We start from the raw sequence: 14,755 nt of genomic DNA, 5'->3' as shown, positions 1-14,755 counted from the left end.
CGCCGCCCATAGAGCGGCGGCGGTCGCGGCCAGAGCCCACGCGTCACCGGCGGTCCTCGGGTGTGTCTCGTCTGCCACATCACCCGCCCGGATTCCGCCGCGGACTCGCCTCTTGCGCCCGCGGCATCCCCATTGCTGAGTCGCGGCCATGCCCGTCGCTCCGCGCCTCCGATCTGCGCCCGCCGTTCTCGCGGTCCTCGCCCTCAGCCTGGCGTGCGTTCAGGGCGCGCGCGCCCCCAACGTCCCGCCCCGAGGGACGCTCGCGCCCGGCGCGCTCGATGCGGGCGGAAAGGCCGCGGCAGGGCCGTTCGCGGTGGTGTTCGGCGCTCCTCGCGGGCAGACCACGAGCCCCGCCGAGATCAGCCTCGTCTTCAACCGGCCGATGCGATCGCTCGACCTCGCGGGCAGCGAGGCCGCGGTGCCCGCGGTCCTGAAGCCGTCCGCGCCTGGACGCTGGCGCTGGGTCGGCACGAGCGGCCTCACCTTCGTCCCCGAAGGCCGCCTGCCGCGCGGCACGGAGTTCACCGTCGAGGTCCCGGCGGGCACCCGCGCGCTCGACGGCAGCGCGCTCGCCGAGCCGTACTCCTTCACCTTCCGCACCGAGCGGCCCGCGGTCGCGCGCGTCGAGCCCTGGTCGGGCAAGGACGACCTCAAGCCGGAGGCCCGGTTCGAGCTGCGGTTCAACCAGCCGGTCGACACCGCGGAGATCGCGCGGCGCGCGTCCCTCACGGCGGGCGATCGAAAAGACAAGGTGGCGTTCGAGGTGCGGCGCCCCGACCCGAAGAACGAGATGCTCGCCGAGCTCGTCCCCCGCGCGCCGCTGCCGCGCGACAGCGAGATCGAGATCGCCGTGGACGAGGGCCTCCGCGGCCGCGAAGGGCCGCTGCCGGCCGGTGAGGAGCAGCGGTTCACGTACCGCACCTACGGGCCGCTCCGGGCGCTGCGCCCCCAGTGCGATCGCGACACGCCGCAGGGGCGCTGCGCGGCCGACGGCGGGTTCACGCTCGCCTTCTCGAACCCCATCAAGCTCGCGGACGCGAAGCGGGCGATCTCGGTGGAGCCCGCCGTCAAGCTGCTGTGGCCGTCGTGGATCGAGGACGACGAGCCCACGAGCCACATCCCCCTCGGCGGCGCCTTCGCCCCGGGTCGCAGCTACCGGGTGCGCGTGGCCGCCGGGCTGCGCGACGTGCACGGGCAGGCGCTGGCCGGCGTCGTCACCGAGGAGATCGCCTTCGACGATCGCTGGCCCGAGGCGCAGATCGGCCTCGTCGGGAGCGTGTTCGAGCCGGCCCAGCGCCGCGAGATCCCGGTCGTGTCCGTGAACGTGCGCGAGCTCTCGCTCGCGGTCGGCGCGATGACTGAGGAGATGATCCTCGCGCTCCAGGGCGATCCGCACAGCCCGGGGCGCAGCCCGAAGATGGGCGAGATCGCGGCGCTGCCCTCCGGCAAGCAGACGGTCCTGCGCCCGGCCGCCGCGGCCAACACGCCGGCGACCCACCTCGTGCGCGCCGCCGAGGTGCTGGGCGGCGAGGGCAAGCGCGGGCCGCTCGCGATAGGGATCAGCTACACCGCCCGGCCCGGGACGCGGCACGCGCGCACCGCGTCCGCCGCGGTGATCGCGCAGGTGACCGACCTCGGGATCAGCGCGAAGGTCTCGCCGAGCGGCTCGCTCGTCTGGGTGACGCGCCTGTCGACGGGCGCGCCGGTGCCCGGGGCGCGCGTGTGGATCCGGGCCCCGGGCGCGCCCGCGCCTGCCGCGGTGTCCACCGACGCCGAGGGGTTCGCGGTGGTCCCCGCGACGGCGCACGGTCCGGAGGCAACGACGACGCTCGGGCGCAGCGTGGTCTTCGCGCGCGCGGGCGACGACTGGACGTACCGGAGCGTCGCCGACGCGCTCGACGGGTGGCGCTTCGGCGCGTCGTCCGACTTCAGCGAGGCGCGTCCGTTCGGGATGATGTTCTCCGATCGCGGCATCTACCGGCCGGGCGACACGGTGCGCGTGAAGGGGATCTTCCGCGAGGAGGGCGCGCGCGGGGCGAGGACGCCGGCCGGCAAGAGCGTCGCGCTCAAGGTCGAGGGGCCGGACGGCGAGGCGCTCGTCTCCCTCTCCCCGACGCTCGGCGCCTTCGGCACGTTCTCGGCCGACGTGAAGATCCCCGAGAGCGCGCGGCTCGGCACGTACAGCCTCGCCGCCACGGTCCACGGCGGCGAGGCGGGGTGGCCGGACGTGACGGGCAGCGTCGAGGTCGCCGAGTACCGCCCCGCCGAGTTCAAGGTCGGCGTCGAGAGCGACAGGCCGAGCTACGTCCGCGGCGACAAGGCGCGCTGGACCGCGCGCGGCGATTACCTGTTCGGGGCGCCGATGACGAACGCGGAGGCATCGCTCTCCGTGACGCGCGCGCCGGCGTCGTTCTCGCCGCCGGGGATCGAGGGGTTCACGGTCCGCGAGGACGAGCTCACCTACGCGCTGCGGGACCAGGCGCCGCGCGAGTTCGAGGTGCAGAGCGCGCGCGAGAAGCTCGACGCGGCCGGGCAGGCGGCGATCGGCGCGGCGCTCTCGATGCCCGGGCAGCGCGGCACGGAGCTCGTCACGTGCGAGGCGTCGGTCACCGACGTGTCGCGGCAGACGATCGCCGGGAGCTCGACGGCGCTCGTGCACCCGGCCGAGTTCTACGTCGCCCTCAAGGAGCCCGAGCTCTTCGCGAAGGCGGGCGACGTGCTGCGGCCGGAGATCCTCGCGGTCGATCCGAAGGGCGCGCGCGTCGCGCAGGTCGCGGTCCGGGTCGAGCTCGTGCACCGGACGTGGACGCTCGCGCGGGAGGAGAGCGGCAGCGCGTACCGCAGCGTGAGCGCGCCGGTCGACAAGGTCGTCGCGCGGTGCGGCGTCACGACGGCGGCGGCGCCGCGGAGCTGCGAGCTCACGGTCCCGTCGGGGGGCTATTACCTCCTGCACGCGACGGCCAGGGACCGCCGCGGCAACCCCGTCGGCGCCGCCGCCGGCGTCTACGCGCTCGGCGAGGGCGGCGGGGGCTTCGGCGACAGCGACGAGCTCAAGGTCGACCTCGTTCCCGACCGCGACAGCTACGAGATCGGACAGACGGCGCGCATCATCGTGAAGTCGCCGTTCGCCTCCGCCGATGCGCTGGTCACGGTCGAGCGCGCCGGCATCTCCACGCACCGGAAGGTGACGCTGTCGGGCGCCATGCCCGTGATCGACGTCCCGATCACGGAGGACCTCCGGCCGAACGCCTTCGTCTCGGTGCTGCTCCTGCGCGGGCGGACGAAGCCGCAGCCCGCGCCGGGGAAGGGCGGGGCGCCTGGGCCCGACGTCGGGGCGCCGGCGTTCCGCCTCGGCTACGCGCCGCTCCGCGTGAACCCGGAGGCGCAGCGGCTCGCGGTGCGCGTCCGCGCCGACAAGGCGGACGCGCGCCCCGGCGATCCGATCCGCGTGGACGTCGACGTCCGCGATCGCGCCGGCCAGCCCGCCCGCGCGGAGGTCACGCTCTACGCCGTGGACGAGGGCGTGCTGTCGCTGACGGGGTACGCGACGCCGGATCCGATCCCCGTGTTCGGCGCGCCGCGCCCCTTGAAGGTGGCGACGATCGAGACGCGCGAGGCGCTCGCCCGCGTGCGCAACCCGTTCGCCGACCTCGGCGCCGACAAGGGGCGCGCGGGCGGCGGCGGCGCCGAGGGCGGCACGGGCGTGCGCCGCGATTTTCGCCAGAGCGCCTACTACAACCCCGCGCTCGTCACCGACGCCTCCGGGCAGGCGCACGCGAGCTTCAAGCTGCCGGACTCGCTCACGACGTACCGGGTCATGGCGGTCGTGGCCGCCGAGGACGATCGCTTCGGCTACGGCGAGTCCCGGGTGACGACGAGCCGCCCGCTCATGGCCCGGCCCGCGCTGCCCCGCTTCCTCCGCGCGGGCGACGCGATCGACGCGGGGGTGGTCGTGACCTCGAAGGGGCTCGGGAAGCCGGCGACGGTCGAGGTGGAGGTCACCGCGTCGGGGCTGACGCTCGCGGGCAGCGCCAAGCGCGCGGTGGAGCTCGCGCCGGGCGGATCGGCCGAGGTCCGCTTCGCGCTCTCGGCGCCGAGGGCCGGCCCCGCGACGCTGCGCTTCCGCGCGACCGGCGGCGGCGCGTCGGACGTGGTCGAGGTGAACCGCGAGATCAAGGCGCCCATGGCGCTGGAGGCCGTCGCGCTCTACGGCGACACCACCACGGCGAGCGCGGAGCGGCTCGGGGACCTGTCGGCGATCCGCGACGACACGGGCGGGCTCACGGTGAGCCTCGCGCCGACCGCGCTCGTGGGCCTCGGCGGCGGCGTGGAGCAGCTCCTCGAGTACCCGTACGGCTGCACCGAGCAGCTGACGAGCCGGATGGTCCCGCTCCTGTCGCTGCGCGACCTCGCGAAGGCCTACGGGATCGCGCTGCCGAAGGACCTCACGGCCGTCATCGGCAAGACGGTCCGGGAGATCCTCTCGCACCAGCGCGGGGACGGGGGCTTCGGCTTCTTCGCCGAGTCGGACAGCGCGGACCTGTGGACCACGGCGTACGCGCTGTGGGGCCTCACCGAGGCCAGGCGCTACGGGGTCGCGGTGCCGCCCGACGCGGTGGAGCGCGCGACGTCGTACCTGCGCCAGGAGCTCAACCGGATCGGCGCCGACCCGCTCCTCCGGGCGACGGCGCCGTTCCTCGTCGACGTCCTCGCGGCGAGCGGCGCCCCCGACCCCGGGCGCGCGAGCCAGCTGTTCGACGAGCGCGACAAGCTGCCGCTCTTCTCGAAGGCGCTCCTCGCGCACGCGATGGTGATCGGCAAGAGCGACAGGGCGTCCGTGGATCAGCTCGTCCGCGAGCTCGAGGGCGCGCTGCGCCTCGACGGTCCGGTCGCGCGGGCCGTCCACAACCACGGCGACGCGTACGCGGTCCTCATGGACTCCGAGGCCCGCACCTCGGCGCTCGTGCTGCGGGCGCTGCTCGCGGCGCGGCCGGCGCACCCGCTCGCGCCGCGGCTCGCGGCGGGGCTGCTCGCGGATCGCCGCGGGGGCACGTGGCGCAGCACGCAGGAGACGGCCTGGGCGCTGCTCGCGCTCGATCAGTACCGGAAGGCGCAGGAGAAGACGGCGCCGGACTTCGACGCGCGGGTGTTCCTGGGGCAGGCGGAGCTGTTCTCCGCGCCGTTCCACGGCCCCACGACGGAGCAGGTCAAGACGTCGATCCCCGCGGCGAGGCTCGCGAGCGCCGGGGGCGCGCCGCTCGCGTTCGCGGTCGACGGGCGCGGCCGCCTGTTCTACGAGGCGCGGCTCCGCTACGCGCGCAAGCAGCTCCCGGCGGAGGCGCTCGACCGCGGCTTCTTCGTCGAGAAGTCGCTCCGCGCGCTCGCGCCCGAGGACCTCGCCGCCGTCGTCGGCGGCGCCTCCACGTCGAGCGAGCGCGCGGCCCCCCCGTCGGTCGCGTTCGCCGGCGGCGATCTCGTGCTCGGCGAGATCGTCGTGGTGACGCCGTCTCCGCGCGACTTCGTGGTCATCGACGATCCGCTGCCGGCCGGCCTCGAGGCGGTCGACGCGCGGCTCGCGACGTCCGCGCGCTCGCTCGACGTCGACGCGGTGGAGGCCCAGGCCCAGGCCGAGGCGGACGACGCCGACGCCGATCGGGACGACCTCCGCGCGACCGGCCGCCTCTACGACCCGAGCCGCTTCGTCCGCGAGATCCGCGACGATCGCGTCCTCTTCTTCGTCGACCACATGGCCGCCGGGATGTACCGGTACCGGTACCTTGCGCGCGCCACGACGCTCGGCTCGTTCGTGGTCCCGCCCGCGCGCGCGGAGGAGATGTACAGCCCCGAGGTCTTCGGCCGGACGGGCGCCGTCACGGTCCAGGTCTCTAGCCGAGGGCCGGACGCGGCGCCGCGTCCGCGCTGAGCCGTGCGCGCGCGCTCCCCGGAAGGGCCCGGCCGCGCAGGGCGGTGGCTCGCGCGCCCCGGCCCGCGCGCGCGGCGGATCCTCCGCCGCGCGGCGCAGATCGCGGTCGCCCTCGCCGTCGCGCCGTGGCTCCTGCTCGCCGCCCTCGCGGCGCTCACGCCGCTTCCGCCGGAGCTCGGGGCGCTCGAGGACCACGCCGTGTCCACGGTCCTGCTCGACCGCCACGGCACGGTGCTCCGCGAGCTCCGCGCTGGAGACGGCGCGCGCGCGCGCTGGCTTCCGCTCTCCGAGGCCGGCGATCGCATCCAGCGCGCGCTCCTGGCCGCGGAGGACAAGCGGTTCGCGCGCCACCCCGGCGTCGATCCGATCGCGATCGCGCGCGCCGTCGGCCAGCTCGCGGCGGAGCGGCGCGTCGTCTCGGGCGGGTCCACGATCACGCAGCAGCTCGCGCGCACGCTCGTCCCGCGCCCCCGCACCGCGCGCGGCAAGCTCGGCGAGGCGGCGCTCGCGCTGCGCATCGAGGCGTCGCTCTCGAAGCGCGAGATCCTCGAGCAGTACCTGAACCGCGTCGCGTTCGGCCCGGGCCTGCGCGGGGTCGAGGCGGCGAGCCGCTTCTACTTCGACAAGCCCACGCGCGACCTGTCGCTCGCGGAGGCCGCCGCGCTCGCCAGCATGCCGCGCGGCCCGGCGCTGTACGATCCGCGCCGCGGCACCGGGCCGCTCGAGCGCCGCAGGAACCGCGTCCTCGATCGCATGCTCGCGGCCGGCCTCGCCGGCGAGGCCGAGGTGGCCCGCGCCCGCGCGGAGCCCATCGCGCTCGCCCCCAAGGGGGGCGGCCTCGGCGCGCCGCACCTCGTCCGCGCCGTGCTCGGCGGCGCGCTGGGCCCGGGCGCGGGCCTCCCCGCCGAGGGCCCCGGCGCGGCGTCGCGGATCGTAGAGCGCCGGCCGACCTCGATCACGCTGACGATCGACCGCGGCCTCCAGCGCGAGATCGAGGTCCTCGCGCAGCAGACCGTCCGCGGCCTCTCGGATCGCGACGTCGGCGCGGCGGCGGTGGTGGTGATCGAGAACGCGACCGGCGAGATCCTCGCGTACGTCGGCTCGCACGACATCGACGACGCCGCCGGGCTCGGCCACAACGACGGCGTCCTTGCGCTGCGCCAGCCCGGCTCTGCGCTGAAGCCGTTCGTCTACGAGCTCGCCATGGAGCAGCTCGGGTTCACCGCCGCGACCGTCCTTCCCGACGTCGAGCTCTCGTTCCCGACCGCGGACGGCAACTACGCGCCGCGGAACTACGACGGCCGGTTCCACGGCCCCGTCCGCCTGCGGGACGCGCTCGCCAACTCGTACAACGTCCCTGCGGTCTGGGCGGCGGCCGCGCTCGGCCCCGAGCGCGTCCTCGCGCGGCTCCGGGAGCTCGGCCTCCGCTCGCTCGATCGCGAGCCGTCGCGCTACGGCGTCGCCATCGCGCTCGGCGACGGCGAGGTCCGCCTGGTCGACCTCGCCAACGCTTACGCCACGCTCGCGCGGGGAGGCCTTTACCTGCCGGTGCGCGCGGTGCGCTCGTTCGCCCCCTCGTCGCCTCCGTCGACCTCACCGCAAGCGGCCTCCTCCGTGCCGTCCGCGCGCAGCGGTCACGACGCGCCCGCGGCGCCCCCCGAGCGCGGCGCCCGCGTCCTCGACGCCGCGCGCGCCCGGGTGATCATCGACATCCTCGCCGACGACCGGGCGCGGCTCGCGTCGTTCGGCGAGGGCAACGCGCTCGATCTCCCGTTCCCTGTGGCCGCGAAGACGGGCACGTCCAAGGGCTTCCGCGACAACATCGCGGTCGGCTTCACGCCCGACGTCACCGTCGCCGTCTGGGTCGGCAATTTCGACGGCTCGCCCATGGGCGGCGTCAGCGGCATCACCGGCGCGGGTCCGCTGTTCCGCGACGCCATGCTCGCCGCCGCGCGCGTCCGGCCGCCGCGCCCCTTCGATCCGCCCGATCCCGAGCAGCTCGCAGAGGTCGAGGTCTGCGCCCTGTCCGGCATGAGGCCGGCCGCCGCGTGCCCGCACCGCCGCCGCGAGCTCCTCCCGCGCGGCGACGCCGCGGCGCTGTCGCCGTGCGACATGCACGAGGCCGTGCGCATCGATCGCCGCAACGGCCTGCGCGCCGGGGCCTGCCCCGACGCGGCGGTCGAGGAGCGCGTCTTCGAGCGCTACGACGCGGAGCTCACCGCGTGGGCGCGCGCCGCCGGCCGCCCCCTCGCGCCCGACGCGGCGTCGCCCCTCTGCGGCTCGCTCCCCGGCGCGCCCGGCGCCGCTCTGGCCGGCGCCGGCGCGCGCGTCCGCGTCGCGTACCCGCCCGACGGCGCCCGGTTCGTCCTCGACCCCTCGATCAACTCGCTGCAGGCGATCCGGCTGCGCGCCGATGTCCCTCCGGGCGTGCCCCGCGTGCGCTTCGTGCTCGACGGGCGCCCCATCGAGGTCGGCCCGCCGTTCGCGCTCGACTGGCCGCTCGTCGCCGGCGCGCACCGGCTCCGCGTCGACGCGGACGGAGCGGCCGCCGGCGAGGAGATCGCGTTCTCGGTGCGGTGAGCGGCGGGCGAGGCGACATCCCGTCTCCTCGCCCGCCGGCTCCGATGAAGTCACCCGCGCTGCGGTCGCTGGCGTCGCTGGTGGGGCGGCGCGCAGCCCGCGGGCCACATCACCCGAAGAGGGGCAGGTCTTCTTCCTCGGAGAGCGGGAATCGCTCCACGAGCGGATCGTCCGCGATCCCTGCCAGCTTGCGCAGCGCCTTGTGGATGTGCCCCGGCTTGAGCCGGACGCCGCCCTCCTTGGGCTCGAGCGTGACCGGATCGACGTCGAGCGGGTTGTGCCGGTCGTCCGTCGCGCCGATCACCCGGTTCCCCGCGATGCCCGCGCCGGCCAGGATCATGCTGGTGATGTTCCAGTGGTCCTTGCCGTTGCCCTCGTTGTAGCCCGGAGTGCGCCCGAAGTCCGAGCCCACGACGAGGACGATCCGGTCCGCGATGCCCTGCTCCTCCGCGGCGGTCAGGATGAAGTCGATCCCGTCGCAGATCTGGTCGAGCCGCGGGATGTGGTTGTCGTCGTGGTTCCCGTGCGTGTCGAACCCGCCCACCGACAGGTTGGCGCTCACGCAGATGCCGGCGCGGTAGGCCGCGAGCGCGACCTGCGCTTGCCGCCGCAGCGAGGCGCTCTCGAACTCCGCGGGCAGGTACTGGATGAGCTGCTTGAGCTCGTTCTGCCCGACGCGCGACGTGAAGAGCGTGCTCATCGCCTGCTTGACGTGGGGCAGCCGCTGCTGCTCGAGCTTCGCCGCGTGCCGCGCCTGCCGCGCCTCCAGGATCCGCGTCATCGTGGCGTCGGTGTGGTACTGCTCGCGGTTCTCTTCGTTCCCCGGATCGATCCTGTTCGGATAGGCGAGCCGCTGCAGGAGGCCGGTGTCGGGTATGCGGGTGACGGCCACGACGTTCGCCGTCGTGTCGTAGCCGCCGTTGCTGATGAACCCCATCGGCAGCGCGCCGCCGTGGACGCCGGCCACGAGCGCCGCGAAGGCGGGTTTGCCCTCGCGGAGCGTGCCGCACCACGTGTTGCGGACGCCGGCGTCGTGGCTGTTCGTCCCGGTGTCGATGCCGTTGATGACGAGCAGCTTGCTGTAGTGCTTCTTGAAGAACGCGTCGTTACCGCCGACCGGCGCGTACTTGAGGTTGCCGGCGGTCCCGATCGCCTCGCGCAGGTAGCTGCGGTTCATCGCTTGCCGCGTCTTCTGCTCCTCTTCGTCCATCGCGCCCTTGGGATCGCAGAGGCTCGTCGGGTCCCAGCCGCCGCTCGCGTGGATGTGGACCCAGAGCGGGCCCGTGTAGGGGCCGGCCGCGGCGGCGTCCCTCGACAGCACGCCCGCTGCGACGACGCCGAGGCCCGCCATAGATGCCAGTTTGAGGAAATCTCGACGTTCCATGGCTGCTCCTACTGGTAAAGAAACCTGAAGTCCGAAAGGAGATAGGTCATGACGCTCATCCACGCGCGGATCGTGTAGTTCTCGTCGCGCGTGAGCTTCTCTTCGTCGGGGAGCCCCTCTCGAGTCCAGTAGTCGTTGTGCACCTGGCAGGGGCCGGGCAGCGACCTCGAGAGCCGGCCCTCCTCGCCCTCCGGCTTCGCCATGCCCGCCTTGCCCTCCTCCCACGTCTCGAGGAAGACCTTGTACGTCCGCTCGATCTCGGGATCGCCGAGCTCGAGCGACTCGCCGAGCACCCGCTTGTGCAGGTACTGGATGTTCTGCTTGATCCCCTCGACGGCCGGCAGCACGTCGAAATCGTTCGTGTCCCGCGGCTCGAACGTCGTCTCGACGTACGGGAAGAGGAGCCGCTCCTCCTGTGGGAGGTAGAGGTCGCGCGGCACCGAGATGCACGCCATCTCGTTCGCCATCCGGTCGGCGATGTTGGCCATGATCCCGTTCGGCTCCGAGATCCGCTGGATCACGTCCTGCGAGTCGATGCCTCCGTAGAGCATGCGGTAGGCGTCGCGCCGGAGCAGGAAGTCGTAGCGATTGCCGTCGTCCTCGAACGCCCGCGGGCGCCACGGATACCCCGTCACCGCCCAGATCTTCCGGTGCAGCTGCTCGGGCCCGAGGAACCGCGTGCCGCCGAGCTGCGTGAGCGCCTCCCCCCGAGACGCCTGCGCCACGTTGCGCGCCCGGAAATAGGGGCTCTTGACGATGGCCTTGACGACCGTCTTCAGGTTGTAGCCGCTGTCGGCGAAGTCGTGCGCCATCGTGTTGAACGCGTGGTACTGGGCGAGGTACGCCCGGAACTTGGCGTTGAACTCCGGATCCTCGTTCGTCGGCGCGGCGAGCGGCTGTTGCCCGGTGAGGCCGGTGTACATCGTATAGACCGCCGAGAGCGCGAAGCGCGGGTCGTCGGCGACGCGCTTCGCCACCCACGAGAGCGCGGTCGGGAACTCGCTGAACGGCACCGACTCCGCGCCGAAGCCCGGCGGCCGCATGTCCTCGTACCAGGTGTCGTCCTCCTTGTACCGGCCCGCGGAGTCGAAGCTGTGGAACCCGCCTGACAGCGGGTCCAGGGCGGCGTGGCAGACGGTGCACGCCGCGTTGTTCATCGTCGGGTTGAAGTCGGTGATCTTCGTCTGATCGAGCGGCTGCTCGGCCGTCTTCAGGATGTCGGTGCCGAGGAAGAACTGATAGACCATCCTCGCGCGGTGGCGGTTCCTGTTGGTGTTCGTCGTCGGGTGCCTGGACAGGAAGACGGGGGAGGTGAGCACGCCGGCGAGCGGGATCGGATCGCGCTTCGCCGGGACGAACTCGTCCGGATCCGCGTCGTTCTCGAACTCGGCCGTCACGCCGTACGCCCTGGCGGAGAAGGGGCTCACGACCGTGTAGTCGGCGGTGAGGACCTCCTTGAAGGACCTGTCGTTCCGCACGATGTACGCGATGAGCTCGAGCGGCTCCCTCCCGACGGCCCGGTTCGTCCAGCTCTTCAGCTTGTTGGCGACGTCCTCCAGGTCCCGCGCGCCGTATTTCGCGACCAGCGCCGGATCCTGCGGGAGGCTGTTGTACCACTTCGGATCGTACGCGTCGCCCCGCAGCAGATCGACGGCCTCCTCGCCGTTCAGGTAACGGTCGGTGAGGAAGAGATCGTTGTAGATCTCCTTCAGCCGCACATAGAACGTCTCCTCCGTGAGCATCTGGTCCAGGATCGGATCCAGCGCGGCCACGCCGCTCTCTGCGACGGCCTCCTCCTCGGCCTCGGTCGGCAGGCGCCCGGCGAGCTCGAGGCTCGCCGTGCGGAGCGTCTCCTCGGGCCCGCTCATCACCACGCCGGCGAAGGACGCGTTGACGTCCGTCTCGCAGGACGACGGCTCCTTCGTGCGCTCCACCATCGCCCGGAGCGCCTCGACCTCGGCGCTGTCCGAGGCGAGGACCTGGCCGCCGCCGTGCTCGATGGCCTTCGTCGGCTTGAGGAGGACGTACGACTCGCCGCCGAGCTCGAGCCCGGCGAGCGACTTGAACGTCGCGAGGTTCTTGTCGAGGAACCCCGCCTCGCTGCTCCCGGCGAGGATCAGCTTGGATTCCGCCGCCTGCCCCTGCGGGTTATGGCAGCCGATGCACTTCGTCGAGAGGATGGGGACCCACACCTTCTCGGCGAAGAATTGCTCGTCGGAGATGCACGGGCCGTCGGCCTCGCTGCTGCAACCGGCGGACACGGAGGCGAGCGCGCTCGCGCCCGCGGAGAGCCCCAGGAGCCCCAGGGCCGTCGCGGCGCGCTTCCGGAGTGACCATCCTATTCTCGGCATAAGCATCCTCGCCGGGAGCGCTCGCGCGACTCCCACGTTGAGGGGACCGGGAGAGCGGAGCCCCCAATCGCGTTGAAAGAACCAACCCACCGACAGCCCTATCGCAGGGCGCCTCCGCCCCGCGATGGTCGGGTCCTCGTTCATCGACCATCGACACCCGATGAGGCGAGCTGGACGAACGCCCGCTTCATCGCTTGCGTAGACCAGGTACTCTAGCCTCTCGAGGGCCTCTCCCGCTATGCGCTCAGCACATTGCTTGATCAGAATTTCTCGTCGATCACGTCCATTCCTCTAGTAGTTGTGAAGTTTTTCGACAGGAGGCTGCGGCTCCTCCGGAAGCCGCGTACCCGGTGTGCCCAGGTGGGCGCTCGCACCCTTGCGCGCGCGGGGCGTGCGTGGATGTGGTCAAGACCAGGGAAATCGAATAACCGTTGGATATGAGCTCGACGAGGGATGCGACCCGCGCTCGCGCGGTTCAGTGGTTTGTTCGCGGCGGCACGCTGCGGTCGGCGGGCCGGGATCCCGTCAAGATCGGCATCGCGCCGATCGTGGTGGGGCGCGATCCGAGCTGCGGTGTGGTGGTCGACGATCCGGAGGTCAGCTCGACGCATTGCGATCTTCGCGCGGAGGGGCCGGGCGTGCTCGTCCGCGATCTCGGCAGCAAGAATGGGACGTTCGTGTCGACGGTCCGCATCCGCGAGGCGATCTTGACGGCCGCGTGCGCCATCCAGGTCGGCGGCTCGGTGCTGAGCTTCGAGCCGCTCGACAAGGAGCGCGTCGACGTCGGCTTCGACGAGAGCTTCGGCCCGCTGATCGGCGCCTCGCCGCGGATGCGCCACCTGTTCCGCCTGCTGCGCGAGGTGGCCTCGACGGAGCTCTCGCTGCTCATCACCGGGGAGACGGGCACGGGCAAGGAGCTCGCGGCGCAGGCCATCCATGACGTCTCGAGCCGGCGCGGCGGCCCGTTCGTCGTCGTCGACTGCGCCTCGCTGCCGGGCGCGCTCGCCGAGAGCTTCCTCTTCGGGCACGAGCGCGGCGCCTTCCCCGGGGCGAACGAGCGGAGGAGCGGCGCCTTCCACGAGGCGAACGGCGGGACGATCTTCCTCGACGAGCTGGGCGAGCTGCCGCCCGATCTCCAGCCGAAGCTGCTGCGCGCGCTCACCGAGCAGAAGGTGAAGCGCGTCGGGTCGCGGATCTACGAGCCCGTCGACGTGCGGATCATCGCGGCGACGCGCCGCGACCTCGGCCGCAGCATGAACACCGGGCGCTTCCGGAGCGACCTCTTCTTCCGGATCGCCCAGATGCGCATCGAGCTGCCGCCGCTCCGCGAGCGGCGGGAGGACATCCCGCTGCTCGTCGAGCGCGTCTGCGAGCGCCTGGGGTGCCCCGAGCGCGCCGTGGAGATGGTCAATCTCATCACCACGACGCTCGGCCAGCACGATTTCCCTGGCAATGTCCGCGAGCTCATGAACGTCACCAGCGTGGCCGCGAGCCTGCCGCCCGGGGCCGAGGCGATCGCCTCGATCCTGCCGCTCGAGGGCGGCGGCGACGTGGTCGTGCCGACGTCGGCGTTCGGCGAGGCGAAGCGGGGCGCCGTCGCGGCGTTCGAGCAGCGTTACTTCAGCGAGCTGATCCGCGCCACAGGCGGCAACGTCAGCGAGATGGCGCGCCGCGCGGGCATGGAGCGCCACCACGTGCGGATGTTCTTGAGGAAGCACGGGCTCACCGCGAAGCAGTGAGGGCGCGGCGCGGCGAGGGCGCCGAGCGGCGAGGGCGCCGAGCGTGTCCTAGGCGCCGCCTGCGCCGCCGCTGCCGGTCGGGTCGCCGCCTGCGCCGCCGCTGCCGGTCGGGTCGCCGCCCGCGCCGCCGCTGCCGGTCGGGTCGCCGCCCGCGCCGCCGCCGCCGGTCGGGTCGCCGCCCGCGCCGCTGCTCGTCGTGGCCGCGGCCGTGGTCGTGGCCGGGTCCCCGCCGCAGCGCTCCACGCCGCGGCAATCCGCGCAGGAGCACCCCTCGAAGTACTCCGCGCACGAGCCGTTGTCCGTGCAGTGATCCGTGCACCGCGGGGCGCTCGTGCAGTCGGGGCAGGTGCAATCCTCGTTGGCGTTGCACCCCTCGCTGTCGTTGCACCCGCGCCTCGGGCTGCAGGCCGCGACGGTGCCCGCGCAGTCCTGGCAGGTGCAATCCTCGCCGTCGGGGGCGTCTGGCCGCATGTCGCAGGCGCCGTCGTCGTTGCAGCGGCCGAGGCAGCTCGCCGTGTCGGAGCAGTCGGGGCAGCTGCAGCTCTCGGGGACCTGGGCGAGGATCGTACACCGCCCATCCGGGCTGCCGCCGAAGCAGCCGAAGCCGAGCGAGCCGCCGGCGCCGGCGACCGTGGCCGCCGTCGTCGTCGAGGTCGTGTCGGTCGCGTCATTGCTCGAGCAGCCGCCGCTCGCGGCGAGCCCGAAGACGATGGAGGAGGCGAGGAGTGCAAGAAAGGCGCGCATGTCTGGCAGCATCCCTCTCCAGCGCGCGTCACGT

6 protein-coding genes are annotated in these 14,755 nt (G+C 73.3%); 3 read left to right on the top strand and 3 right to left on the bottom strand.

The annotated features are described in order from the left end of the window. Positions 1-148 precede the first annotated feature (148 nt). Entirely contained in the window at positions 149-5,923 is a 5,775-nt protein-coding gene (locus tag WMF27_RS22130; RefSeq protein ID WP_437766905.1) for an MG2 domain-containing protein, read from the top strand. Between the two features lie 3 nt (positions 5,924-5,926). After that, positions 5,927-8,503 (top strand): penicillin-binding protein 1C, encoded by a 2,577-nt coding sequence (gene pbpC, locus WMF27_RS22125; RefSeq protein ID WP_437766906.1) that lies wholly within the window; start codon positions 5,927-5,929, stop codon positions 8,501-8,503. A 109-nt stretch (positions 8,504-8,612) separates the two neighbouring features. On the opposite strand, the gene WMF27_RS22120 is transcribed toward pbpC, so the two are convergent. Further along, on the bottom strand, positions 8,613-9,887 hold the full coding sequence (locus WMF27_RS22120) for a DUF1501 domain-containing protein (RefSeq protein ID WP_437766907.1): 1,275 nt from the start codon (positions 9,885-9,887) through the stop codon (positions 8,613-8,615). A gap of 8 nt (positions 9,888-9,895) precedes the next feature. Beyond that, the gene (locus WMF27_RS22115; RefSeq protein ID WP_437766908.1) at positions 9,896-12,238 is read right to left on the bottom strand and encodes a DUF1588 domain-containing protein; all 2,343 of its coding nucleotides are present in this window, start codon (positions 12,236-12,238) and stop codon (positions 9,896-9,898) included. Positions 12,239-12,675: 437 nt separating this feature from the next. Here WMF27_RS22115 and WMF27_RS22110 point away from each other — a divergent pair, with 437 nt between their 5' ends. Continuing rightward, positions 12,676-13,977, top strand: a complete 1,302-nt coding sequence (locus WMF27_RS22110; protein WP_437766909.1) for a sigma 54-interacting transcriptional regulator — start codon at positions 12,676-12,678, stop codon at positions 13,975-13,977. Between the two features lie 48 nt (positions 13,978-14,025). On the opposite strand, the gene WMF27_RS22105 is transcribed toward WMF27_RS22110, so the two are convergent. Then, on the bottom strand, positions 14,026-14,721 hold the full coding sequence (locus tag WMF27_RS22105; protein WP_437766910.1) for a hypothetical protein: 696 nt from the start codon (positions 14,719-14,721) through the stop codon (positions 14,026-14,028). Between the last annotated feature and the right edge of the window lie 34 nt (positions 14,722-14,755).

This window comes from Sorangium sp. So ce281 (assembly GCF_051527395.1).
Lineage (GTDB): Bacteria > Myxococcota_A > Polyangia > Polyangiales > Polyangiaceae > Sorangium > Sorangium cellulosum_B.
This window is presented reverse-complemented; position numbering and strand designations above follow the sequence as displayed.